21 protein-coding genes and 1 other RNA gene are annotated in these 24,018 nt (G+C 44.2%); 8 read left to right on the top strand and 14 right to left on the bottom strand.

What is annotated here, in order from left to right:
- Nucleotides 1–145: 145 nt before the first annotated feature.
- Complete coding sequence (locus FDP09_RS00970) at nt 146–1,024, bottom strand: LysR substrate-binding domain-containing protein (protein WP_137400889.1); 879 nt, start codon at nt 1,022–1,024, stop codon at nt 146–148.
- Nucleotides 1,025–1,149: 125 nt separating this feature from the next.
- On the opposite strand from FDP09_RS00970, the gene hutH reads away from it, so the two are divergent.
- Nucleotides 1,150–2,685: a histidine ammonia-lyase gene (gene hutH, locus FDP09_RS00965; RefSeq protein WP_137400888.1), complete on the top strand. Its 1,536-nt coding sequence runs from the start codon at nt 1,150–1,152 to the stop codon at nt 2,683–2,685.
- A gap of 469 nt (nt 2,686–3,154) precedes the next feature.
- On the opposite strand, the gene ald is transcribed toward hutH, so the two are convergent.
- Nucleotides 3,155–4,273, bottom strand: a complete 1,119-nt coding sequence (gene ald, locus FDP09_RS00960) for an alanine dehydrogenase (protein ID WP_137400887.1) — start codon at nt 4,271–4,273, stop codon at nt 3,155–3,157.
- A 432-nt stretch (nt 4,274–4,705) separates the two neighbouring features.
- On the opposite strand from ald, the gene FDP09_RS00955 reads away from it, so the two are divergent.
- Entirely contained in the window at nt 4,706–7,120 is a 2,415-nt protein-coding gene (locus FDP09_RS00955; protein WP_137400886.1) for an alpha-ketoacid dehydrogenase subunit alpha/beta, read from the top strand.
- Nucleotides 7,121–7,216: 96 nt separating this feature from the next.
- Here FDP09_RS00955 and FDP09_RS00950 read toward each other — a convergent pair whose 3' ends face one another.
- Entirely contained in the window at nt 7,217–7,888 is a 672-nt protein-coding gene (locus tag FDP09_RS00950; RefSeq protein ID WP_137400885.1) for a hypothetical protein, read from the bottom strand.
- A gap of 74 nt (nt 7,889–7,962) precedes the next feature.
- Between FDP09_RS00950 and FDP09_RS00945 the strand changes: the two genes are divergently transcribed.
- Nucleotides 7,963–8,967: a LuxE/PaaK family acyltransferase gene (locus tag FDP09_RS00945; RefSeq protein ID WP_137400884.1), complete on the top strand. Its 1,005-nt coding sequence runs from the start codon at nt 7,963–7,965 to the stop codon at nt 8,965–8,967.
- 189 nt (nt 8,968–9,156) lie between these two features.
- Here FDP09_RS00945 and FDP09_RS00940 read toward each other — a convergent pair whose 3' ends face one another.
- On the bottom strand, nt 9,157–10,314 hold the full coding sequence (locus tag FDP09_RS00940) for a sigma-54-dependent transcriptional regulator (protein ID WP_137400883.1): 1,158 nt from the start codon (nt 10,312–10,314) through the stop codon (nt 9,157–9,159).
- Nucleotides 10,315–10,337: 23 nt separating this feature from the next.
- Nucleotides 10,338–10,735: RNase P RNA component class A (gene rnpB / locus FDP09_RS00935), an RNA gene on the bottom strand.
- A 133-nt stretch (nt 10,736–10,868) separates the two neighbouring features.
- Here rnpB and FDP09_RS00930 point away from each other — a divergent pair.
- Nucleotides 10,869–11,432 (top strand): DUF3109 family protein, encoded by a 564-nt coding sequence (locus tag FDP09_RS00930; protein WP_137400882.1) that lies wholly within the window; start codon nt 10,869–10,871, stop codon nt 11,430–11,432.
- A 51-nt stretch (nt 11,433–11,483) separates the two neighbouring features.
- Here the strand turns inward: FDP09_RS00930 and FDP09_RS00925 are convergent, their stop codons facing one another.
- Nucleotides 11,484–12,416, bottom strand: a complete 933-nt coding sequence (locus FDP09_RS00925) for an NAD-dependent epimerase/dehydratase family protein (protein WP_137400881.1) — start codon at nt 12,414–12,416, stop codon at nt 11,484–11,486.
- A 293-nt stretch (nt 12,417–12,709) separates the two neighbouring features.
- On the opposite strand from FDP09_RS00925, the gene FDP09_RS00920 reads away from it, so the two are divergent.
- The gene (locus tag FDP09_RS00920; RefSeq protein WP_137400880.1) at nt 12,710–13,327 is read left to right on the top strand and encodes a hypothetical protein; all 618 of its coding nucleotides are present in this window, start codon (nt 12,710–12,712) and stop codon (nt 13,325–13,327) included.
- Nucleotides 13,328–13,420: 93 nt separating this feature from the next.
- Here FDP09_RS00920 and accC read toward each other — a convergent pair whose 3' ends face one another.
- From accC to FDP09_RS00880, 8 genes are all read right to left on the bottom strand, one after another.
- A complete protein-coding gene (gene accC / locus FDP09_RS00915) occupies nt 13,421–14,770 on the bottom strand; it encodes an acetyl-CoA carboxylase biotin carboxylase subunit (RefSeq protein ID WP_137400879.1) in 1,350 nt (449 codons plus the stop codon).
- Nucleotides 14,771–14,799: 29 nt separating this feature from the next.
- Nucleotides 14,800–15,279, bottom strand: coding sequence for an acetyl-CoA carboxylase biotin carboxyl carrier protein (gene accB / locus FDP09_RS00910; protein WP_137400878.1), 480 nt, complete (start codon nt 15,277–15,279; stop codon nt 14,800–14,802).
- 99 nt (nt 15,280–15,378) lie between these two features.
- Entirely contained in the window at nt 15,379–15,942 is a 564-nt protein-coding gene (gene efp, locus FDP09_RS00905) for an elongation factor P (RefSeq protein WP_137400877.1), read from the bottom strand.
- A 24-nt stretch (nt 15,943–15,966) separates the two neighbouring features.
- On the bottom strand, nt 15,967–16,965 hold the full coding sequence (locus FDP09_RS00900; protein ID WP_137400876.1) for a beta-ketoacyl-ACP synthase III: 999 nt from the start codon (nt 16,963–16,965) through the stop codon (nt 15,967–15,969).
- Between the two features lie 444 nt (nt 16,966–17,409).
- On the bottom strand, nt 17,410–17,601 hold the full coding sequence (gene rpmF / locus FDP09_RS00895) for a 50S ribosomal protein L32 (RefSeq protein WP_015264052.1): 192 nt from the start codon (nt 17,599–17,601) through the stop codon (nt 17,410–17,412).
- Nucleotides 17,602–17,619: 18 nt separating this feature from the next.
- On the bottom strand, nt 17,620–18,183 hold the full coding sequence (locus tag FDP09_RS00890) for a YceD family protein (protein WP_137400875.1): 564 nt from the start codon (nt 18,181–18,183) through the stop codon (nt 17,620–17,622).
- Nucleotides 18,184–18,254: 71 nt separating this feature from the next.
- Nucleotides 18,255–19,277: a 4-hydroxythreonine-4-phosphate dehydrogenase PdxA gene (gene pdxA / locus FDP09_RS00885; protein ID WP_137400874.1), complete on the bottom strand. Its 1,023-nt coding sequence runs from the start codon at nt 19,275–19,277 to the stop codon at nt 18,255–18,257.
- Between the two features lie 99 nt (nt 19,278–19,376).
- Nucleotides 19,377–20,813 carry a leucyl aminopeptidase family protein gene (locus FDP09_RS00880; RefSeq protein WP_137400873.1) on the bottom strand — a complete coding sequence of 479 codons (1,437 nt, stop codon included), beginning with the start codon at nt 20,811–20,813 and terminating at the stop codon, nt 19,377–19,379.
- A 54-nt stretch (nt 20,814–20,867) separates the two neighbouring features.
- On the opposite strand from FDP09_RS00880, the gene rsmA reads away from it, so the two are divergent.
- Genes rsmA through FDP09_RS00865 form a run of 3 tightly spaced genes read left to right on the top strand, consistent with a single transcriptional unit; the run spans nt 20,868 to nt 23,991 of the window.
- Entirely contained in the window at nt 20,868–21,650 is a 783-nt protein-coding gene (gene rsmA / locus FDP09_RS00875) for a 16S rRNA (adenine(1518)-N(6)/adenine(1519)-N(6))-dimethyltransferase RsmA (protein WP_137400872.1), read from the top strand.
- Nucleotides 21,638–23,005, top strand: a complete 1,368-nt coding sequence (gene mgtE / locus FDP09_RS00870; protein ID WP_137400871.1) for a magnesium transporter — start codon at nt 21,638–21,640, stop codon at nt 23,003–23,005. The genes rsmA and mgtE overlap by 13 nt, the downstream gene beginning before the upstream one ends.
- Nucleotides 23,006–23,055: 50 nt before the next feature.
- The gene (locus FDP09_RS00865; protein ID WP_137400870.1) at nt 23,056–23,991 is read left to right on the top strand and encodes an NAD(P)-dependent oxidoreductase; all 936 of its coding nucleotides are present in this window, start codon (nt 23,056–23,058) and stop codon (nt 23,989–23,991) included.
- Nucleotides 23,992–24,018: the final 27 nt, after the last annotated feature.

Raw genomic sequence — 24,018 nt, 5'->3', positions numbered from 1 at the left:
GGGGAGTTTAATATGGACTTTTCGCTATTTTATCTTTCGTTATGTAATTTTTTATTTTGGAAAAGAAATATAACGAAAATTTAAATAGCTTGAAATAGGAGAATGAAAATATGGTGGATTATCTGACTGATGACACCATCACAAGTCAATCAATGGTCGGGATATAGCTGAGGAGTTTTTGGAGGCTTGGGTTTGGGTTTTCCTTGTTCCAGAGAGCGGTGATTTCAGCCTTTTGAGGGATGTCGGGAAGGTGGATGAATTTTACGGCGGCGCTGGTGAACTGTTCGAAAGAGGCTGGGAGGAAGGTGATGCCCAGACCGTGGTCCACGAGATTTAGCACGGTGTGGCCATGGACGGTCTCGTGGGCAATATGGGGAGAGAATCCACCGTCTTCACAAATACTCAGTTGCAGTCTGTAGTATAATTCCCCGTCTGCTTGCGTGGGGAGTATGAATTCCTCTGATTTTAGTTGGGAGATTTCTTGGAAGTTTTCAGTGCCGATTGGGTGATCTTTTGGTACGACTAGTGAAAAAGGTTCCCTGAATACCAGTTGGCTTCCATACAGTGGCTGGGGATAGGGGTTTCTTAAAAAGGCAATGTCCAGTTCCCCGTTTTTGATGGCTTCTAATTGAGTGCGGCTGGTCATTTCGTTGAGGTATGTTTGGATGTGTGGATGGGATTTGTGCATTTTGGTAAGTACATCGGGTAAAAACGTATGGATGCAGGATCCTACATAGCCAATTCTGATTTCCCCCTTTTCACCTTCTTGTACAAGCCGAGTATGGCTTTTTATAAGTTCCAGTTGGTCTATAATGGCTTTAGTTTCCTTTTTGAAGTATTCGCCAGCAGCGGTGAGGTGTACGTTTCTTTTATCCCTTTTGAGCAGTGTGATCCCCAGCTCTTCCTCTAGTAATTTGATTTGCTTAGAAAGGGCTGGCTGGACGATGTGTAGCCGTTCGGCTGCTTTTCGAAAATGCAGCTCTTCTGCCAATACCAAAAAATATTTTAGCTGTCTCAATTCCATTTTGATCACTTTAAGTTATTATATGGTGAATATAATACTATTTTTTATTATTATTTATAATCTTGACCTTTGTTGCTGTCAGCGTAAAAAACCAATTATTTCTACAGAAATTAAATTGACCTATTATGATGGATGTTGCAATAAAGCGAGAAGAATATAAAGTGGGGGACATGCCCGTTACCTTAGATCGGATTCACCATGCAGTGGCCAGTGGAGCGTATTTGACCTTGTCGAAAACGGCAATAGAAAGGATACAGCGATGCCGGGAATACCTGGATGATAAGATTTATCAAGATGAAACGGCGCAGTTTTACGGGATCAATACCGGCTTTGGCTATTTGCAGCAAGTGAGGATTGATCGAAAGGAGATCCAGCAGCTTCAATATAATCTACTGCAGTCCCATGCCTGTGGGGTGGGGGAGAAAGTGCCAAAGGAGTTGGTACGGCTGATGTTACTGACCAAGGTCGAATCCCTTTCTCGTGGTCATTCTGGTGTGCAGCTGGAGACAGTCCAGCGATTAGTCGATCTATACAATTACGATGTGCTTCCGGTGGTTTATAACCAAGGCTCGTTGGGTGCATCTGGGGATTTGTCGCCGCTTTCCCACTTGAGTTTGCCGTTGATTGGAATGGGGGAGGTTTATTTTGAAGGCAAGATTTTGCCCAGTGATCAAGTGCTGGATAAATTTGGTTGGGAGCCTGTTACGTTAAGGTCAAAAGAAGGGCTTTCGCTTATCAATGGCACCCAGTTCATGCTTAGTTATGGGGTACATATTACCCAGCGGGCAGAGTTATTGTTCAGATGGGCTGATTTGATAGCTTCTATTTCGGTAGATGGTTTTAATGGGAATTTGCAGCCTTTTAATGCATTGATTCATCAAGTGAGGGGGCATGAAGGGCAGTTGAGTACGGCTGCGGCCATGCGACGCTATCTTGAAGGCAGTGAAATTGCCCTGTCAAAAGGAAAACAGGTGCAAGATCCTTATTCTTTCCGCTGCATTCCCCAAGTGCATGGAGCCTCTAAAGATACACTGGCCTTTGTCAAAAGGACGTTTGAGCGCGAGGCAGATTCAGTAACCGATAATCCAAATATCTTTCCTGACGAAGACGAGATATTGTCCGGCGGAAACTTTCATGGCCAGCCACTGGCATTGGGGTTTGATTATCTCGCCATTGCGATGGCAGAAATCGGCAGTATTTCGGAACGACGGACTTATCAGTTGCTTTCTGGTCAGCGTGGGCTTCCGTTATTTTTGGTGAATGATCCTGGTCTTCATTCGGGATTGATGATTCCGCAATATACCGCCGCTTCTGTGGTGAGTGAAAACAAGCAGCTTTGTACCCCCGCGTCTGTGGATTCGATTGTATCCTCAAATGGACAGGAGGATCATGTCAGTATGGGGGCCAATGGAGCCACAAAGTGCTTGCGGGTTTTGGATAACTTGGAAAAAATTCTTGCCATTGAGTTGTTGACGGCCGCACAAGCACTGGAGTTTAGGCGTCCAGCGAAAAGTTCTGCCATTGTGGAGAGCTTGGTTGGGTGTTATAGAGAGCAGGTGAGCTTTAACGTCCAAGATCGTGTGCTGTCAATGGATATCAATAAGACGATACAGTTTTTAAAGGAGAGAAAAGTCGAGGAGTTTGAGGGGTGGTTTTCCTGAAAGGGATTGCCGTGGCAAGGGCATTTGTTACGTTTAACTCGGTTGATTTTGAAGTAGTATCAGCTCGTAATAGATAGGCTAATGCATAAAACGGCCATAAAAAGCATATCACCGGCCTAGATTTTTTTCTTTCTTCATTAATGGAAAAAAAGGAAAAGGATAAAATTCACTAAGATGATCAGGTTTTCCCAGCCAAAGTCAATCAAAAAAGTCCTTTTAGGTGTATGAAAAGAAAGAAGTTTCCTTAACTAAGCAGCATTGATTCTGGGTAGGAAAAAGATCAGCGATAATCTTCATCATTTGCGTTACCTAGATGCTATTAGCTCCAATCGGAATCTATTTCCCAACTTTTTCACGTCGTTCCATACTGGGACAGGTCCTGTAGTTTGCGTCAAAAAATAAAAAGACTGCCTTACTAAGCAGTCTTTTTATTTATATTTGGGAAATATCCTTTTTAAGGGATTGATTTTTAGTTTGCTAAGTGTTTTTCAACTGCGGTGAATGGAAGGTCAAAAGCATCAGCTACAGCCTTATAAACTACATCCCCTTTTATCACATTCAGTCCTGTTGCTAACTCTACATTTTCTTTAGAGGCTTTTTTCCATCCCTTATCAGCCAATTGGATAGCATAAGGAAGGGTGGCATTGGTCAGTGCGATAGTGGAGGTATAAGGTACTGCTCCAGGCATATTGGCGACGCAATAATGCAATACACCATCAATGGTGAAGGTCGGGTCTTGGTGTGTGGTGGGCTTACAGGTTTCGATGCATCCTCCTTGATCTACCGCAACATCCACCAATACTGTGCCCGGCTGCATTTCCTTCAGCATGTCCCTGGTGATCAAGTGTGGTGCCTTGGCTCCTGGGATAAGTACCGCGCCAATAATCAAGTCGGCTGTTTTGATCAGTTCCCTGATGTTGTATTCATTGGACATTCTGGTTTTTACGTTCGCAGGCATCACGTCGGAAAGGTATCTCATCCGGGGGAGCGAAACATCCAGGATGGTGACATCGGCCTTCATCCCTGCTGCCATCCAAGCGGCTTGTGTTCCTACTATTCCTCCACCTAAAATCAGGACTTTTGCAGGTAAGGTTCCGGGTACGCCGCCCATCAGGATGCCTTTCCCACCCAGTGGTTTCTCTAGGTAATTTGCACCTTTTTGTGTGGCCATTCTACCAGCTACTTCGGACATAGGGACAAGTAAAGGAAGGCCGCCTCCTGGTTTTTCAACTGTTTCATATGCCAAGCAAACTGACTTGCTTTTGATCATCGCATTGGTCAAGGGCTCGTGGGAAGCAAAGTGGAAATAGGTGAACAAAAGTTGGTCTTCGCGGACCAGGTCATACTCAGGTTCGATGGGTTCTTTGACCTTCATGATCATGTCAGCGATGCGGTAGGTCTCCTCAATAGTGGGAAGGATTTTGGCTCCCGCTTCTTCATAAACGTGGTCTGGAAAACCGCTGCCATCACCAGCGGTGTGTTGTACATATACAGTGTGGCCTCTTTTGACCAGTTCTTGAGCGCCAGCAGGAGTTAGGGCAACTCTGTTTTCGTTGTTTTTAATCTCTTTGGGAATCCCTATGATCATAACTGTTATTGGTTGGATGTACTACTTACCTTGCAAATATACTAACTGTAATGTGATTGGTTGTTAGATACTTATTGATTATTTTGGTATGGGTAAGAAAAATATGTAATTAAAGAATAAAATTCCAATAAACTGATCTCATGTGTATAAAGTTTTAAAACAATTCTTTTTAAATGTTTTTTATTTGGTAAAAGAATTTTCAAAAATTGACGTTACTTTAATACAATCAGTTAAAATTTTAAAATATTGTAATTTTGTAGTGATTTCATTATTGTCGGAATATTATTTTAACGGGGTTGTTAAGTTTAATTATTTTTGAAATTTACTATGGGTTTTGAGCGTTAATACTTAAGGGTTCTATTTGTATAGAACTTAAAATTCAGTATTTTTGAAGTACCTTGAAAAACCCAAAATAGCTGTTAATATTTAAATATGATAGAATTGGAAACGTTACCAAGACATAAGGTTAATCTAGATTTAGAGAAGGATCAAATTTTATTTGATTATAGGATTGTTCAGCAGAGTCGTCAAGCTTCTTTGATGGGGAGGAAAGAGGTCTTTATGGGCAAGGCTAAGTTTGGGATTTTCGGTGACGGCAAGGAACTGGCGCAAGTGGTCATGGCGCGATATTTTAGAAAGGGCGATTGGCGCTCGGGCTATTACCGTGATCAGACCTTTATGCTGGCGATTGAAGAGTTGAGGCTGCAGGAATATTTTGCACAGCTCTATGCGCATACTGAGGTCAAGGAAGAGCCTGCTTCTGGTGGGCGTTTGATGAATGGGCACTTTGCCACTCGCTCACTGAATGATGATGGTTCTTGGAAAGACATTAAAAATACCAAAAACTCAGGTGGTGATATTTCACCTACTGCTGGTCAGGTGCCCCGACTGATCGGTTTGGGTTATGCGTCCAAGCTGTTTAGGGAGAATCAAGCACTTCAGGGATTGAAGCAATTCAAAGGGCTCGGGAATGAAATTGCTTGGGGAACCATTGGAAATGCTTCCTGTGCCGAAGGGATGTTTTTAGAAACCGTAAATGCAGCAGGTGTTTTGCAGATCCCGCTCATTATTTCGGTGTGGGATGATGACTATGGTATTTCAGTGCCCAATGAGTTCCAGACCACCAAAGGCAGTATTTCGGAAGCCTTGGCTGGGTATCAGCGGGAAGAAGGTAAGGCTGGTGTGGAGATAATTGTTGCCAAAGGCTGGGATTATGAGTCCCTTCATGCTGCCTATAAAAAGTCCGAAGAGCTGGCTAGGAGACATTCCGTGCCTTCGTTGATTCATGTGGTCGAAATGACACAGCCGCAAGGACACTCTACTTCTGGCTCCCATGAGCGCTATAAGTCCAAGGAAAGATTGCAGTGGGAGGCGGACCATGATTGTAACTTGATGTTTCGTTCCTACATTCTGGAAAACGGTATCGCCACCGAGGAGGAACTGGACGAAATCGATAAAGAGGCTGTTCGCTTTGTGAAGGAACAGAAGGAAAAAGCTTGGAAATCCTTTACAGAAGATATTAAATCTGACCTTAAAGTGGTCGTTGGTCTGATCAAGGATGCAGCAAGTAATAGTAAGCAGCAAAATGTACTCAGTCAGCTTGCAGATGATTTGTCCAAAACGCTTAATCCAATCAGAAAAGATGTTTTTGGAGCTGTTAGAAAGACGCTTTTGTTGATGCGTTTTGATGCGGAAGAAGCCAGGACACTTTTAAAACAATGGTATGAAGAGCAGAAAAAGCTCAATTATGATCGTTATAATAGCCATCTTTACAGTGAATCTGAAGAAGGGAATCAACGTATTGAGGTAGTCGCTCCTGAATATACTGAGACCTCCCCGAAAGTGGACGGAAGAGAAATTTTACAAGCATGTTTTGACCAGATGCTCACCAATGATCCGAGGGTATTTGCTTTTGGTGAGGATGTCGGAAAAATCGGCGATGTAAACCAGGCGTTTGCTGGACTTCAGGAGAAGCATGGAGATTTACGTGTTACGGATACTGGAATTCGTGAAATGACCATAATTGGCCAAGGGATTGGTACAGCACTTCGTGGACTGCGCCCTATTGCCGAAATCCAGTATTTGGATTATATTTATTATGCCTTAATGACGCTGACAGATGATTTGGCCTGTCTCCATTATCGTACGAAGGGTGGCCAAAAGGCTCCGATGATCGTAAGGACGAGGGGGCACCGTCTTGAAGGGGTCTGGCATTCGGGATCGCCGATGAGCGCTATTTTGGGCAGTTTGCGCGGACTGTTGGTCTGTGTGCCCCGAAATATGACGCAGGCGGCAGGAATGTATAATACCCTGCTGAAAAGTGACGAACCTGCACTGATGATCGAATGCCTCAATGCTTATCGACAAAAAGAACGCATGCCCTCAAATGTTGGGGAATTTACAGTTCCGCTAGGCCGACCCGAAGTATTGAGAGAAGGTACGGACATTACGGTAGTTACTTATGGTGCCATGTGCCGTATCGCCTTGGATGCTGCAGAGCAGTTGGAGGAATACGGTGTCTCCCTAGAGGTGATAGACGTGCAGACACTGTTGCCTTTTGATGTAGATCACCTGATTTTGGACTCTGTCAAAAAGACCAATCGGGTCATATTTGCCGATGAGGATGTTCCAGGTGGTGCCTCTGCTTATATGATGCAGCAGGTGTTGGAAAAGCAAAAGGCTTATTATCAATTGGATTCTGAGCCAGTGACCCTTTCTGCACAGCCGCACCGTCCAGCCTATTCCTCGGATGGGGATTATTTCTCCAAACCGAGCGTGGATGATGTGATCGAAAAAGCTTATCTAATCATGCACGAGGTGGATCCTGTCGGCTATCCTATGTGGTAATAGGAGAGATTATCATGAGTAGGATGTTGCGCCCCTAGAATGGAGCGTAAACCAAAACGGCTTAAATCAATTGCTGATTTAAGCCGTTTTGGTTTATTACTGCTGGATTTGGTTGAGGGTGAACTCCGGCGTGGAGACTACATTGCTTTTGTTTAGGGCTCGATCCTGGATCTGAAGGTCCAAGCGGACGGTATCATTACGGAAGATGGATCTCCATCCTGAGGAAAGCATGGCATATTCAATGGTTCCTTCTACCGCCCTCTGGTTGTTGTCATTAAGGATCAGCGGAAAGCGCCCGTCAAAGGTGGTGTAGTATGGAGCGTCAGTCCACTTGAATTCGTTAAAAGTACCATTTCTTTTAATGAAAAATCGCACAAAGATATTGTAGTAGTCCGGGTTATGCTCTACCCAGAGGGTGTCTTCGATGGTTTCGTTGTTAATGGTTGGTTCTACCGCCCAATCTCTTGGATTATAATCAGGGGCATCAGCGGGCCGGTTGGAATAAGTGATATAGTCTCCATTATCGTCAGTGAAGAAAAAGAGGGGATTGTAGGGAGGATTGTCTTCTCTTGGGTCAAGTCCAAGATCCCCTTCGGCATCCCGGAAGTTTATGGCTATCTTCAAAGAATCCGAAGCCCCCTCCAATTCTAGGTAGGATAGTCCAGCATAACTGATTTCTGGAACAGTGGGGAAATTATCAGGTGGAGATACACAGGCACCTGCAGAAAAAATTAGAACCAATATATATACATAGCTTTTTGCTTTCATATGGCCAGTAATAGTTGATTATATAGAGTCAATCTTAAATTTGCTTAAATTTGTGCATTATAGATAATAAAACGATGAATTATTTCAAAAGTTTTTCGGAACAGGTGCAGCGTATGGGGCCTGGTGATTTCGGGTCATTGGCGATGGAGCTGTTTCATTACCAAGCGAAAGAAAATACGATCTATAAAGCGTATTTGGATGCTCGTGGCATCAATCCTGTTGAAGTGAAAGCGGTGGATGAGATCCCCTTCTTGCCGATCCGTTTTTTTAAATCACATAAGGTGGTGAGTGGGCCAGAGGATGGATTTGAGTCGTTTTATTCCAGTAGCGGTACTACTGGCCAGGTTACGAGCAGGCATTTTATTTGGTCTGAGGAATATTATCTGAGGCATTCTGAGAGGATTTTTGAGCAAATTTATGGTCCACTTAGGGATTTTCATGTGCTCGCACTTTTGCCGGCATACCTAGAGCGGAAGGGAAGCTCACTGGTGGCCATGGCCGACCATTATATCAAGGAATCTGGCTCTGACCAATCCGGATTCTATTTGTACAATTACGATGTACTGATCGATCGGCTTTATCATCTGAGGCAATTGAAGGACGGGAAAAGGGTGTTGTTGCTGGGGGTAACGTTTGCTTTGTTGGACTTGGCCGAGCAGTTTGGGGAGGATTTTCCTGAAATGGATAATTTAATCGTAATGGAGACAGGCGGTATGAAAGGGCGCAGAAAGGAAATGATTCGAGAGGAGGTGCATGAGGTACTTACACAGGCGTTTAAACAGCCTCGTATTCATTCCGAGTACGGCATGACGGAATTGATGTCCCAGGCATATTCGTTGGGAGATGGGAAATACCAGCTTCCTTCCAGTATGCGTGTCATGCTTAGGGATGTCAATGACCCGCTGTCTTGGAGCCCCCGGAAACAAGGTGGTGTCAACATCATTGATCTGGCCAATTTCCATTCTTGTGCCTTTATCGAGACACAGGATTTGGGACGGTTTGACAGCCAAGGGAGGGTTGAAATCCTAGGGCGATTTGACAATAGTGAGATTAGAGGGTGTAATTTAATGGTCAATTAATTTTGTATTCCTTCTAATATTGAACATATTTGATTTGGATAAAAACTGATTTTAGTATGAGAAGACTAGTAGCTGTAATTCTCGCTTCCGGCTTGTTGGCAATGGGAGCGTGCGCGTCAAGCAAGCCTTGCCCTGCTTACGCCAAGGCAATGGATAACCAAGAAGTAAAAGGATAAAAAAATACGCTGATCAAAAGTCAGCGTATTTTTTTATGTCATCTAAGGAAATTGTTTTTCCTCCCAGGATTATCAGTCTTTCTACTACATTTCTAAGCTCCCGGATATTTCCTGTCCACGGATATTCTTGCAGTTTTGCTACTGCTTTATCCTCAATGTCCTTTTTGGAAGTACCATACTCCTTGGCAATGTCTTCCAAGAAACGGTCCACCAGTAGGGGAATATCTTCTTTTCGGTCTTTTAGTGCGGGTACTTGGATCAAGATTACGCTAAGCCTATGGTAGAGGTCTTCGCGAAAGTTGTTTTCCTCGATCTCTTTTCTTAAGTCCTTGTTGGTAGCCGCCAAAACTCTGACATCTATTTTGATATCTTTATCTCCACCAACACGGGAAATCTTGTGCTCTTGAAGCGCTCGGAGTACTTTGGCCTGAGCAGAAAGGCTCATGTCTCCAATTTCATCTAAAAAGATCGTACCACCATTGGCCTGCTCAAACTTCCCCTGTCGCTGTTTGTTGGCAGAAGTAAAAGCACCTTTTTCATGTCCGAAAAGTTCACTTTCGATTAGTTCTGCAGGAATGGCTGCGCAGTTCACGGCAATAAATGGTGACTTGTTTCGTCCACTTTTTTGGTGGAGCCAGTGGGCAACGAGCTCTTTACCTGTCCCGTTGGGGCCGGTGATGAGTACGCGTGCATCCGTTGGAGCTACTTTTTCGATGGTCTCCTTTACTTGCTGAATTGCAGCGGATTCGCCCACCATATCCAGTTTTTTAGACAGCTTTTTCTTAAGTACCTTGGTTTCGGTGACCAAATCTTTCTTCTCCAATGCATTTCTGACCGTAAGGAGAAGCCTATTGAGATCTGGCGGTTTGGGGATAAAGTCAAAGGCGCCTTTTTTGGTGGCTTCTACCGCAGATTCGATGGAGCCGTGTGCGGATATCATGATGAATTGGGGTTGTTTGTCGGATTGATAGACCTTGTCCAGTACTTCCAGTCCATCCATTTTGGGCATTTTGATATCACATAGCACCAAATCAAAATCCTGGCTTTCTATTTTTTTTAGTCCTTCTACACCATCCTGTGCCTCGTGGATTTCATAATTTTCGTATTCTAAAATTTCTTTGAGCGTAGATCTGATGACTTTTTCATCATCGATAATCAGGATTTTCGGCATAAGTAGTTGTTAATGTTAAATGATAAATGTGCAAGCCTATAAGCCGGGTTCTGTCCCCGCCGTGGCGGGTACTTGTCATTTATCTGGCCCTGGCCTCGCGACCAGGATCTATCGATCTACCCACTCCGGTTTTCCCGCCGAGGCGGGAATTGGACGAGCAGCCCTTGGACCGGAGCCTATTTGATCTTTCAACCCATAAGGTTTGCCATGCGACATCGGTCACCCGCTGCCCGGTGAGCTCTTACCTCACCTTTTCACCCTTACTCCATCCATAAAGGACGGAGCGGTTTGTTTTCTGTGGCACTGTCTGTAGCCCTGCTGTCTCCAGCAGTCCCCCTTCCCGTTAGGAAGTATGGCGCTCTATGTTGCCCGGACTTTCCTCACCGACCACTAGGGTCGGAGCGACAAGTCAGCTTGCACCTTGCAAAATAAGTTAATTTCCGTTGATTTTTCATCAATCTATAGAAATGTTGTGCTCCAATGTGATGCTTTGGCAAATGGAGAGGGATATGCGACGTACTTTTTCTAACTTTGTACCGGAAAAGAGACAATTTATGATATTAGTAGGTAATGCAGTGCTCAGCGATGACCTTAAGGAACATTTCTTCGTTTGCAACTTGGAGAAGTGCAAGGGGGCTTGCTGTGTAGAAGGTGATGCAGGTGCGCCTTTGGAAGATGATGAAACCGAGATTTTGGAAGAACTCTATCCCAAAATCAAAAAATACCTTACCAAAGAAGGTATCGAAGCGATAGAAAAGCAAGGTGCCTGGGTGATCGACCAAGAAGGTGAAAAAGGCACTCCCACCATAAATAATCGGGAATGCGCTTATGCACTTCGGGATGAAAACGGTACCTTAAAATGCGGCATTGAAGAAGCCCATATCCAAGGGGATATTGATTATAAAAAGCCCCTCAGCTGTCACCTCTATCCAGTGCGAGTGACCAAATACGATGAATATGATGCACTAAACTACGATCGGTGGGATATATGTAGCCCAGCCTGTGGCCTCGGAAAAGAGCTGAATGTCCCCATCTATAAGTTTGTCAAAGATGCCTTGATCCGTAAGTACGGTGAGACATGGTATGAGGAACTGGTGGCAGATATTGAAGGAAAATAAACTCCAGTCCAAAAGGGAGAAATTCAGTAAAGGGGCTTTCTCTCTTTTGATTTAGGTTGAAAATTCAGCCTCGACAATTTTTTTTATGCCGTCTTTATAGTTGGTAGGTTTGAAGAAGAAATTCTCTTGAAATTTGGTGCTGTCAAAAATGTATGGCCTATCGTATTGATATAGCATTTCCTTTAGTTCCCTCATAAATGGAACAAACAAGCCGGAAGTGGTAAAAAACCATGGCGGCAAGACCTGGTGTTTTGGTGTTTTGCCCAGTTCCTTTGCGATCAGGTGAATCCACTCTTTGCCTGTTGGCGGATTAGAGGCTGTGGGGAGGTGCCATACCTGATTATAGGCATCTTCCGTATTGCCAAGCAGTGCGAGTGCTTTACCTGCATCAGGGGTGAAGGTAAATGCATGAGGCTGATGGGCGTTGCTTAGCCATTTGGCAGTTCCCGATTTGGCCAATGGTTTAAAGGCTAGTTCTGTAAGAATGCTTTTTAATTTGATATGGGGGCCGTAAAAATCAGCCGACCTGGCGATAATGGCGTCAACTTCACCCTTTTGAATTTTTTCTAAAAGCATATCGGCAATCTTAGCTCGGACTGTCCCCTTCTTACTGACCGGCCTGATAGGGGTCTCTTCCGTCATTTTACCAATGTAGTTGGGGTCGTACATATATACATTATCGAAAAATACCAGCTTACATCGATGGCGGCTGCAGGCATTCAGAACATTGGACATGATTTTTGGCCAGGCACTTTCCCATATATGGGCCTTGTATTTAAGGCCTACAGTGAGGTACACAATGTGGCTTCCTGCTACTGCTTGGTTTACCTGTTCTGCATTGGTTAAGTCTGCAGTGAAAATATCGTTTTCAGGATTGACTTTTTGAGGGTGCCGACTCACCAACCTGAGCTTAGCCGTATATGGGCTTAACTCTTTGGCCAATTCATTTGCGATAACTCCTCCTGATCCAAGTATAGTCTGCATAGGCCAATATGATTAGTGGTGATGTTAAATATATCAGTTTTATCATGAAGATCGATATTTATACCCATTGATTTTACATAAATGCATCTCAAAAAGGAGAAAATGCTTCAGGCTTTTGAGCTGGATTTGTAGATGGTTTTATTCTGTTCAAGCCAATTAATGAAATGAATTTGGTAGTTTATTTTTTATTTTGTTTACTATAAATTGTGATTAATATAATAAAAAATGTAATTTAGACTTATTAATATGTATTTTGTTTAATATTTACGATGTTGAAACTAAACGTTATTACCATGAGACACAGAGAAGTAACTGAGGTGATGAGGGCATTTTTTATGGCTCTAATTGCCTGTGTGATGCTGGCTTGCAGTGATTCGGAACAAGAACCGGAGAATCCAGAAGGGGAGGCAGAAGAGGGAATTCCAGAGGAGGCGAGGTGCTTTATTGAGAATAATGCTTGGGCAATGGGGCTTGATCATGAAAGTCATCACATTAAGTTCATTGATCTTCCTACATATGATGAAAGTATGGTAGGTAAAGGGGATATTTTATGGCTTTATCTCGAATTGGATACAGATGGTGATGAGCATGAGCACATAGGTGCTGTCAAGTTTAAGGAGTTAGAGCCTGGTGAGATTCCTGAAGGATCAGCGGCCGGAGAATATGTGAAATTGCTTATTCGGATTGACGAGCCTATGTGGTATTTCGGTCCGGATACAGAAAATATAAAAGTTCAGGGGTTTACAAGTGAGCCTTCTGGCGGGTTTGATCCTTCGACTTTTGATACGCACAGTGGTGTGGCAGAGATCGCCACAGGTGATGATTGGGAGTATTACGAAGTAATCCTGAAGCGATATCCCTATTACTCGGTTCACGTCGGTGCCAAAATGGAAGTGGAATGCGAGGACTGATGAGGATAGGCATGCCAAAGATAGGCATGCCAAAGCAAAAAGGCTCCCAAAATTGGAGCCTTTTTGCTTTTTTTATAACTGTTAATGACCTATTTAGCCTTTAATGACTGAGAAGTCAAACGTTTCCAAGAACTTTGTGGTGAAGTTGCCTGCTTTAAACTCTTCGTCTTCTAAAAGCGCTATGTGGAATGGAATGGTGGTCTTGATGCCATCAATCACAAATTCCTCTAGCGCACGCTTCATTCTAACGATCACTTCTTCCCGCGATTGCCCACTGACAATCAGCTTTGCGATCATCGAATCATAGTTTGGTGGGATGATATAGCCAGCATATACATGACTGTCCACCCTTACGCCACGTCCTCCGGGGAGGTGAAGGTTAATGATTTTGCCAGGACTGGGTCGAAAACCATTGGCAGGGTCTTCGGCATTGATCCGGCATTCCATGGCGTATAATTTTGGATAGTAGTTTTGACCCGAGATAGGGATGCCTGCAGCTACTTTTATTTGCTCCTTGATCAGGTCGTAATCAGTCACCTCTTCGGTAATCGGATGTTCTACTTGGATACGGGTATTCATCTCCATGAAGTAGAAGTTACGGTGTTTGTCCACAAGGAATTCGATGGTACCGGCACCTTCATAACCAATGGCTTCGGCGCCTTTGATGGCAGCTTTGCCCATGGCATCCCTGAGTTCGTCAGTGATAAAAGGAGAAGGTGTTTCTTCGACCAGTTTTTGGTGTCTTCGTTGGATAGAGCAGTCCCTTTCAGAAAGGTGACAAGCTTTGCCCGTGTTATCGCCGACGACTTGGATTTCGATGTGACGAGGTTCTTCAACGAATTTTTCGAGGTAAAGGCCGTCATTGCCGAAGGCTGCACCTGATTCTTGGCGGGCGTCGTCCCAAGCTTTTTTGAATCCACTTTCTTCACGGACGATCCTCATGCCACGTCCACCACCACCTGCGGTGGCTTTGAGGATAACTGGGTATCCCATTTCATTGGCGATCTTGATGCCTTGCTCGATAGAGTCAAGCAAGCCTTCAGAGCCAGGGATGGTAGGTACGCCAGCTGCTTTCATGGTCGCTTTGGCAGTAGCCTTGTCGCCCATTTTCTCAATCATTTCTGAGCTGGCACCAATGAACTTGATGTTGTATTCTTCACAGATTTTGGAAAATTCGGCATTTTCTGAAAGGAAGCCATAGCCGGGGTGGATCGCATCAGCATTGGTGATTTCGGCTGCTGCTATTACCCTTGGGATATTCAGATAGGATTCACGACTGGGCGCCGCGCCTATACAGACGGCTTCATCTGCAAATCTCACATGGAGGCTGTCTTTATCTGCAGTGGAGTAAACGGCTACTGTTTTGATCCCCATTTCTTTACAAGTACGGATGATTCTTAGTGCTATTTCCCCTCTGTTGGCAATTAGTATTTTTTTAAACACGGTTATTTCAAATTGGTGGAAAAATAAATTTATCCTGCTGGGTCAACCAAGAAAAGTGGTTGGTCGTATTCTACTGGAGTAGCGTTTTCGACAAGGATTTTTACGATTTTTCCTGAAACCTCAGACTCAATTTCATTGAAAAGTTTCATGGCTTCAATAATGCAAACGGTCTGTCCTGTCTTCACGCTGTCTCCCACATTGACAAAGTTGTCAGAATCAGGATTTGGTGTGGTGTAGAAGGTACCGATCATCGGCGATTTTATTTCTAAGTATTTGGAAGTGTCTTCTGCCTCAGGAGCTTCTTTTTCCGGAGAAGGAGAAGCCGCCGCAGGTGCAGGAGCGGGTGCAGGGCTTGGGGTAGGTGCAGGAGCTGCTTCGGCAGCTTTTACTACTTGGGCTTCTGCATTTTTCTTGATGGACAACTTGAATTCGTCCGTTTCGATTTTTACCTCGGCTAGGCCTGAGTTGGAAATAAAATCTATTAGTTCTTGTATTTCTTTGGCTTTCATGAAATTATGTTTTAAGAATTGCTTTTTTTGATAGAGCAATTGATGGGTTTATAAAAACGTAAAGCTATGTAATTTAAACAAATCACATAGCTTTTGAAATTATTTTACTCTTTCAGAATAGGAACCGTCCCGTGTATCCACCTTAATGATGATGTCTTGATCCACGAAAAGAGGTACCATCACAGTCGCTCCAGTTTCCACTGTGGCAGGTTTCAGGGCATTGGTGGCCGTGTCCCCTTTGATGCCGGGTTCTGTATAGGTGATCAGTAACTCTACAAAAGGCGGCAACTCGACGCCAAGGGGAGTTTCTGTTTCGTCGTGGATAAGGATGTCCACCTGTTGTCCTTCCTTCATCAGATCCGCCCTTTCGATGAGTTTTTCTTGAATAGGGATTTGCTCAAAGGTAGTGGTGTCCATAAAGTGATAGCCCAAGTCGTCTGCATACAAAAACTGATGCTGTCTTCTTTCTACCCTGGCGGTCGTGATTTTTTCTCCGGCGTTGAAGGTTTTTTCCAGTACCTTGCCAGTGGTTAGGCTTTTTAGTTTGGTTCTGACAAAAGCAGCACCTTTTCCGGGCTTGACATGCTGGAATTCCACAATGCTCCAAATGTCATTGTTCATCTCCATGCATAAACCATTTTTGAAATCTGCAGTACTTGCCATAAGATTCTTGTTAGTTATGTTAATTTATTTTGGGTCGTATCCCCATTTGAGATAAACGGAGCCCCAAGTAAATCCTCCTCCAAAAGCGGCAAGGATGATATTGTCTCCTTTTTTAAGTTTAGATTCATAATCCCATAGGCAGAGCGGGATGGTTCCGGCGGTGGTGTTGCCGTATTTTTCGATGTTGATCATTACTTTTTCGGGCCCCACGTTCATGCGGTTTGCAGTGGCGTCAATGATCCGTTTGTTGGCCTGATGGGGTACTAGCCAAGCGATGTCGTCTCCATTGAGGTTGTTTTTGGCCATTATTTGGGCACTCACTTCTGCCATATTGGTTACGGCAAATTTAAATACAGTGGAGCCTTCTTGGTAAGCATAATGCTCTTTTGCTTTGACGGTTTCCTCGGTGGCTGGATTTAAGCTGCCTCCTGCTTTGATGTGTAAGTAAGGAGAGCCTGATCCGTCTGAATGGTGCAGGGAATCCATGACCCCTACGTTTTCGGTAGTAGGTTCCAATAAGACCGCTCCGCCACCATCACCAAAGATGATACAGGTCGTCCTGTCTTCATAATTTACGATGGAGGACATTTTGTCCGCACCTACCACGATGACTTTTTTGTGCATACCCGTTTCGATAAATTGGCTGCCGATGGTCAGGGCATAGATGAAGCCCGAGCAGGCAGCAGAAATGTCAAAGCTGTAGCTGTTTTTGGCCCCTACTTTATGAGCAATCATGTTCGCACAGGAAGGGAAAGGCATATCCGGGGTTACCGTCGCACAGATGATGAGGTCAATGTCTTCTGGGGCGGTATTCGTTTTTTCTAGTAGGCCCTTGATGGCATTGGCACCAATGTCCGAGGTGGCTTTGCCTTCACCTTTAAGTATTCGTCGTTCTTTGATACCGGTACGGGAGGTAATCCATTCGTCGCTGGTTTCCACCATGGACTCGAGTTCCTTGTTTGTCAAAACATAATCCGGAACCCATCCATTGACACCGGTAATGACAGCTCTTGTTTTTTCCATTTATTTTTTGTTTTGGGCAAATGCTATTGTTAAATCGGTGGGATGTCAGCAATTGCTCCTTACTTTATGCTATTTTGTAGTATTTCTTACAGTGAATCAAATACAAAATAATTTTGGCTTTCAAAATTATTTAAAATGTGCCTTACCACCAAGTAATTTTGGAAGTAGAATCCTTTTTGTGGCCGATTAAGACCAAGCAGCCCTCGATTTGACCTGCAGGGTGTGATTTTCGGATATCTTTTTTGAAGTTGATGGGATTATAAATTCCTATGGGTGCAGGTTGCGACATGCATTTGGTGCCTTTTGGGTATGGCTATTCATCTGTGATGTGACAAAAGAGAACCAAAGCCATAAAAAAAATCCATCTGGATTTTTCCAAATGGATTTTTTTATGGCTATCACTTTTTCTAAGTGACATAAGATTCGTTGATCGATTCCACTTGCTTAGGCAAGGACTTCTTTTTCAATGATCACTTGACCTTTGTAATAAAGTTTTCCATCAAGCCAATAAGCTCTGTGAGGCAAGTGGTATTCACCAGTAGTAGGGCATTGAGCCAAACCTGGAGCGGTAAGCTTATAATGCGTTCTTCTCTTGTCTCTTCTGGTTTTTGAAATTTTGCGCTTAGGATGTGCCATCTCTATACAGTTTTTAGATTAATCTTTTTTCTTAATATTTTTTAATGCTTCCCATCTGGGATCTATCTGGTCGTCCGTGTCAGGTTCAGAAGAATTGCTTTCTTCCTCTTCTTCTGGCTCATCGGACCAATATACCAACCTGCCTTCACCTTCCATTTCTTCTTCGTCCCGATAATCAGGATGAATTTTTTTGATCGGCAAAGCAAGTATTACAAACTCATAAATCAATTGGGCAACATTGATTTTGGGCGTGTCACGGGTAATCATGAAGATTTCTTCGTTGATTTCCTGCTCCTCTGGCCCATATTTGTAGATGATCTTCTCCACCGTGTGCAGTGCCTGGTCATATTTTTCCAAGCTTCTGTCACAGGTAAGTTCCACTGTGCCATCTATTTTGAATGTTGCCTCCAGAAGGTTGACTTCCTTTCGTAAAAGGAGCGTGACCTGCAGATTTCCTTTTTTTACCAGATCATTGCCTTTGATTTGCTCAAAGAATTCATCGCCTACATCCAAGGAAAACTCATGCGTTCCTTCGTTGAGTTTGATGATGTCAATGTCAAAAGCTCTCCAGAATTTAACCATTCCTCCTGCTTGTTTAAGACCGCAAATTTAGCGAACTATTTTTAAATATAAAATATGGCTACGATTTATTTTTATTCATCCTCTTCCCAAGGTTGCTTTTGGGAGAGGATATCGTAGGCTGTAAAGATGGCTGCGCGCATAGAGCCCTCATCAGCAATGTTTTTGCCGGCAATATTGTACGCAGTGCCGTGGTCTGGCGATGTCCTTACGATAGGCAATCCTGCCGTGAAGTTGACGCCATTTTCAAAAGCCAAGGTTTTAAAAGGGATGAGGCCTTGGTCATGGTACATGGCCAGTACTCCATCAAATTTTTTCTGGTGCATCATCCCGAAGAAACCGTCCGAAGGGTATGGGCCAAATATCAAATGGCCTTTGTCTTTGTATTCCCGAATGGCTGGTTGGATGATTTCCGTTTCTTCCTTGCCCAGAAGTCCATCTTCTCCCGCATGTGGATTCAGTCCCAAAACGGCTATTCGCGGCTTTTCGATGCCGAAATCGTCACGCAGCGAAGCCAGCATTATTTTTAGTTTTTGCTTGATTTTTTTGCCTGTGACATTTTCGGTTACCTGGCTAAGGGGCACATGGCCGGAAACCAATCCCACTCGCATGTCTTCGGAAACCATGAACATCATGCTTTCCTTGGCTTCGAAAGCCTCTGTCAAATACTCTGTGTGCCCCACAAACTTCAACGACTCCGCGTTAATATTGTTTTTATTTAACGGAGCGGTGACCAAGGCATCTATTTTATGCTCTCTGATATCCGCAATCGCTCGGTCCAGTGCTGCCAAGGCCATTTTGCCGGCTTCAGAAGTTTCCGTTCCTGGCATGACCTCGGGACATTCTTCCGTCACGTTGATGACATTCACCTTTTTATGATGGATTTCACCGATGTTTCGGACCTGCATGAAGTTAAAGTCTTCCAGCTTTAAGTGCTTTCGGTAAAATGTCAACGCTTTACCATGGGCGTAGATGACTGGTGTGACCAGTTTTAGGATACGATTGTCCATCAGTGCTTTCATGGTCACCTCAGCACTAATCCCGTTAATGTCGCCAATAGTAATGCCTATTACAGGTTTATTCTTTTTAGAATTCATTTCATCAGTTTGTTTATGTTTTTCGATGCCCTGCCCTAATCCTAAGAAGGTGTTTTGGCTGTGGACATTTTACGATGATTTATGTTTTGTGGAAACGGCTTATTTGGAAATGTTCTTTAGGAATTGCGTGATCAGCCTAACGCCAAAGCCCGTTCCTCCGGCGGGCCGGTAGCTTTCTCCCGTTTTGATAAACGAAGGCCCAGCAATATCGATATGGATCCAGTTGTAATCCGTGAAGTGTTCCAAAAACTTACCTGCTGTAATAGCACCTGCAGTAGGGCCTCCGATATTGGTGATGTCCGCCACAGTTGACTTTAGCTGATCGCCATATTCTTCCCACAGGGGGAATTCTACCAATCGCTCACAAACTTCTTTGCCCGCTATTTTCAGGAACCCTTTTTCCTCATCGTAGGCTTTGCCCATCATCACGGCACCTTCTTTCCCTAGTGCAGCAGCAGCTGACCCGGTAAGTGTGGCCAGGTCGATGACCAGTTTTGGGTCGTATTTAGCCGCATAGAGTAGGGCGTCGGCAAGAATCAGCCGGCCCTCTGCGTCGGTATTGAGGATTTCCACACTTTTGCCGTTTGGGTAAGTGATGATGTCCCCGGGAGTGATGGCGTTATATCCGGGTCGATTATCTGTGGCAGGAACGAGCCCGATCACTTCCACAGGCAATCCCATTTTGGCAACGGCGCATAATGTGCCCACGACCGCTGCTGCACCGGCCATGTCTGCTTTCATGAAATCCATGGAATTCGGTGTGGGCTTAAGGCTAAGTCCGCCGGTGTCGTACACGACTCCTTTTCCCACCAGGACAACAGGTTTCTTGAATTTCTTGGTAGAAGCAGGCTTATAATGCATCACTGAGAAGGTGGGAGGGAGTTCACTTCCTGCATTGACGGCCAGCAGTCCTTCCATTTTTAATGAGGTGATTTTACTTTCATCCAGTATTTCAGTATGGAAGCCATAGGCCTTTCCCAGTTTTTCGATCTCATTGCTAAGCTGGACAGCATTCAGGTAGATCACTGGTTCATTGACCAAATCCCGGGCAACAAAAGTAGCCAGACAAACCGAGATCAACTCTTCCAGATTGCTTTCATCCGTAATGTCTGTGCAAACTTCTACAGAAGAAGGGGCTTGGTTTTTTGAGGATTTGTATTTGGAAAATTTGTAAGAGGCCAGTACAGCGCCTTCAAGAAATGCCATCAGGAGTTTCTCTGATTTTCCAAAATAAAAGACACGAGGGCGGTCCCATTCCTTCAATACTTTCCAGCTGGCAGCTCCTGCTTTTCTGGCCAATTCCAATTGATAACTGGAGCTATCATGATCTTTGGTCTTTACAAAAACCAATTGGCTACTTTCACTTGAAAAATGTACTTGTGACTTGTTCTTTTCCCATAACTGCGACTTGATATAGGCAGACTTGGTTGTATCTACAGGGACCCTTTCGAGGTCTTGCTCACTGGAAATAAATATCACCCCACTTTGGTGGAGAAGATTTCCCGGAGAGTCTAGTAATCTTATGGCGGTTAACATATATTGTCTTAATTTTGATTGGCAATTTAGTATAATTTTATCAGACAAATAAAGATGGAGAAGGTCAGAGCGAAAAAGCACCTTGGACAGCACTTCCTGAAAGACCTTGGGATAGCTGAAAGGATTGCCATGTCCGTAACAGGACACATGGGAGTCAAGAAGGTTTTGGAAATAGGTCCGGGGATGGGGGTACTGACCGACTTTCTGCTTGAGCAGGACTGGGAATTATATTTGGTGGACATTGACAAGGAATCGATTGCTTACCTGCACAAGAAATATCCCCAATTGGATGAAAAAATTATTGATGCCGATTTCCTGAAATATGATTTTGGAAGGGTTATTGCTGGAAGGTACATCGTAGCTGGTAATTTTCCATACAATATTTCGTCCCAGATATTTTTCAAAATTTTGGAAGTCCGGAATAATGTGGCAGAAGTGGTCTGTATGCTTCAAAAGGAGGTGGCCGAACGGATAGCCTCTCCCCATGGCAATAAGAATTACGGTATTCTGAGCGTGCTTTTGCAGGCTTACTATGATATAGAATATTTATTTACCGTTCCGCCAGCCGTTTTTGATCCCCCTCCAAAAGTAAACAGTGGTGTGATCCGGCTAAAGCGAAATAAAACCGAAATGCTGGATTGCAACGAAAAGTTGTTTTTTAGGGTGGTAAAGCAGGGCTTTAGCACGAGGCGAAAGACCTTAAGGAATGCGTTGAAATCGCTAGGGCTGTCTGATGAAATGAAACAAGACCCCATTTTGGACAAGCGTGCAGAACAGCTAGATGTATCAGCTTTTATTTCACTAACCAATAAACTGGAAATGTCTTGGAAAGAATAAGAGAATTTGAGCTCTCAAGAGAGTACTTGGAATCCTTTAGGACAGGTATTGAGGAGGAGAACATCGATGGTATCTTGGAATCCTTGGAGGGAACCAATGAGGCTGATGTGGCTTCACTGCTGGACGAACTGGAGATGGAAGAAGTACTGTTTGTGCTGAGGATACTTGAGCGTGAATTTGCTGCAGACGTGCTTATTGAACTGGATGAGGAATCGCAGTTTAAGCTGGTCCAAGAGATGGAATCAGATGAATTGGCTGTATTGCTTGATTCTATGGAGTCTGATGATGCGGTGGATATCCTGCATCAGCTAGTAGTGAAAGACCGGGAAGATGTGATCAGCCATCTTCAAGAAAAAGAGAAAGCTGGCCACATCATGGAGCTGTTGCGGTATGAAGAAGGAAGTGCCGGTGCGCTGATGGCTAAGGAGTTTATCAAGGCCAATCTTAACTGGACCGTTGTCCAGACCATAGACGAAATCCGAAGGCAAGCAGAGAATGTGGAGAAAATTTATTCCATTTATGTGGTGGATAATAAAGAGAGCCTTTTGGGTAGAGTGGCGCTAAAGAAAATTATTTTGGGATCTGCAAATACCAAAATCAAGGATATTTATGAAGAAGATATCATGTCGGTGCCTACCTATATGGATGAAGAGGAAATCGCCGAGATTATGCGTAAATACGATCTTGAAGCACTTCCTGTGGTCAATGCCAAAAACAAACTTGTAGGGAGGATTACGGTAGATGATGTGTTGGATGTGATCAGAGAGCAGACGGAAGAAGACATGCAGGCGATGACCGGTATTTCCGATGACGTAGAGGAGTCGGATTCTGTGTTCCGGCTTTCGAAGGCACGTTTGCCGTGGCTATTGATAGGGATTTTTGGCGGATTGATGGGCGCAAGGATCATTGGGGTGTTCAATGATGGGCTGAGCAAGTACATACAGCTGGCCTCGTTTATACCGCTTATCACCGCGACCGGGGGGAATGTCGGGATCCAATCTTCCTCACTGGTCGTACAATCCCTTGCGGCGAAGTCGGTCTTTGCGGAGAGTATTGGGAGGAGATTTGCTAAAGTACTGCTGGTGGCCGTGCTCAATGGCATAGTGCTTGGTGCCGTTGTTTTTGGCACGGTGGTATTCGTTTATGGCAATGAGATGAAGTTTGGAGTCGTGGTGGGATTTGCATTGTTCAGTGTAGTGCTTTTGGCATCGTTCATGGGGACGGTGACCCCGATCGTTTTGGACAAATTTGGCATCAATCCTGCGATGGCTTCCGGCCCGTTTATCACCACTGCAAATGACCTGCTGGGCCTGGCAGTTTACTTTTTAGTGGCCATGATGCTCCTTAATCTTTAAAAGTTAACAATAGAAAACTTGGTTTGGCCAGGTTTTTAATCTACAGATAGATGAACATACTGATAATTGACGAAATGCACGCCAGTATTACTCCTTTACTGGAGGCCAAAGGCTTTAAGGTGAATTATAGCCCAAAGATCACCAGGGAGGAGATAGAAGAAATCATTGGAGATTATGAAGGGTTGATCATCAGGTCAAAGACTCCAATGGACAAGGCACTGATGGAGAAGGCCAAAAAGCTAAAATTCATCGGTAGGGCAGGGGCAGGATTGGATAAGATAGACTTGGACTATATCCGTGAGCATGGCATAAGGCTTTTTCATGCACCCGAAGGGAACCGGGACGCGGTGGCTGAGCACGCCGTTGCGATGCTGCTGATGCTTTTCAATAACCTCCAGAATGCAGATAGAGAAGTGCGCCAAGGAATATGGGACCGGGAAGGCAACAGAGGTGAAGAGCTTCAGGGTAAGACCGTGGGGGTTTTTGGCTATGGCAATATGGGAAAGGCCTTTGCCCGCAGGCTTAGTGGTTTTGGTGTTGAGGTTTTGGCCTATGATAAGTACTTGGAAAATTACAGTGATGAATATGCCACAGAGGCGACTTTTGAGGATATTCAGCAAAAGGCAGATGTACTCAGTATCCATGTGCCACTCACTTCTGAAACGAGGGATTTCTTCACCGTAGAGGTGTTGGATGATTTTAGCAAGCCATTTTACCTTATCAACACGGCGAGAGGAGAGGTGGTCAGCCTGGAGTCATTAAACGAGGCGTTGGAAAAAAGGATCCTAAAAGGTGCCTTGCTTGATGTGCTCGAAAATGAAAAGCTTCAATCCTTAACGCCCCTCCAGAAGCGTTCTTTTGATAAGTTAGTGATGCGCACAGATGTGGTGTTTACTCCGCATATAGCAGGATGGACTTTCCAATCTTATAAAAAGATCAATGAAGTGCTCGTGAAGAAGATTTCGGGTGAATTTTTGGCAGAATGAGGTGGTTTGGCCTATAAATCCAATGGG

The organism is Echinicola rosea (genome assembly GCF_005281475.1).
Lineage (GTDB): Bacteria > Bacteroidota > Bacteroidia > Cytophagales > Cyclobacteriaceae > Echinicola > Echinicola rosea.
Note: the sequence above shows the minus strand (reverse complement) of the source record. Positions and strands in the feature narration are given on the sequence as shown.

Bases quoted from the DNA above. Each gene is read 5' to 3' on its own strand.
- FDP09_RS00970 (WP_137400889.1), bottom strand. From the start codon at position 1,024: ATGGAATTGAGACAGCTAAAATATTTTTTGGTATTGGCAGAAGAGCTG.
- hutH (WP_137400888.1), top strand. From the start codon at position 1,150: ATGATGGATGTTGCAATAAAGCGAGAAGAATATAAAGTGGGGGACATG.
- ald (WP_137400887.1), bottom strand. From the start codon at position 4,273: ATGATCATAGGGATTCCCAAAGAGATTAAAAACAACGAAAACAGAGTT.
- FDP09_RS00955 (WP_137400886.1), top strand. From the start codon at position 4,706: ATGATAGAATTGGAAACGTTACCAAGACATAAGGTTAATCTAGATTTA.
- FDP09_RS00950 (WP_137400885.1), bottom strand. From the start codon at position 7,888: ATGAAAGCAAAAAGCTATGTATATATATTGGTTCTAATTTTTTCTGCA.
- FDP09_RS00945 (WP_137400884.1), top strand. From the start codon at position 7,963: ATGAATTATTTCAAAAGTTTTTCGGAACAGGTGCAGCGTATGGGGCCT.
- FDP09_RS00940 (WP_137400883.1), bottom strand. From the start codon at position 10,314: ATGCCGAAAATCCTGATTATCGATGATGAAAAAGTCATCAGATCTACG.
- FDP09_RS00930 (WP_137400882.1), top strand. From the start codon at position 10,869: ATGATATTAGTAGGTAATGCAGTGCTCAGCGATGACCTTAAGGAACAT.
- FDP09_RS00925 (WP_137400881.1), bottom strand. From the start codon at position 12,416: ATGCAGACTATACTTGGATCAGGAGGAGTTATCGCAAATGAATTGGCC.
- FDP09_RS00920 (WP_137400880.1), top strand. From the start codon at position 12,710: ATGAGACACAGAGAAGTAACTGAGGTGATGAGGGCATTTTTTATGGCT.
- accB (WP_137400878.1), bottom strand. From the start codon at position 15,279: ATGAAAGCCAAAGAAATACAAGAACTAATAGATTTTATTTCCAACTCA.
- efp (WP_137400877.1), bottom strand. From the start codon at position 15,942: ATGGCAAGTACTGCAGATTTCAAAAATGGTTTATGCATGGAGATGAAC.
- FDP09_RS00900 (WP_137400876.1), bottom strand. From the start codon at position 16,965: ATGGAAAAAACAAGAGCTGTCATTACCGGTGTCAATGGATGGGTTCCG.
- rpmF (WP_015264052.1), bottom strand. From the start codon at position 17,601: ATGGCACATCCTAAGCGCAAAATTTCAAAAACCAGAAGAGACAAGAGA.
- FDP09_RS00890 (WP_137400875.1), bottom strand. From the start codon at position 18,183: ATGGTTAAATTCTGGAGAGCTTTTGACATTGACATCATCAAACTCAAC.
- pdxA (WP_137400874.1), bottom strand. From the start codon at position 19,277: ATGAATTCTAAAAAGAATAAACCTGTAATAGGCATTACTATTGGCGAC.
- FDP09_RS00880 (WP_137400873.1), bottom strand. From the start codon at position 20,813: ATGTTAACCGCCATAAGATTACTAGACTCTCCGGGAAATCTTCTCCAC.
- rsmA (WP_137400872.1), top strand. From the start codon at position 20,868: ATGGAGAAGGTCAGAGCGAAAAAGCACCTTGGACAGCACTTCCTGAAA.
- FDP09_RS00865 (WP_137400870.1), top strand. From the start codon at position 23,056: ATGAACATACTGATAATTGACGAAATGCACGCCAGTATTACTCCTTTA.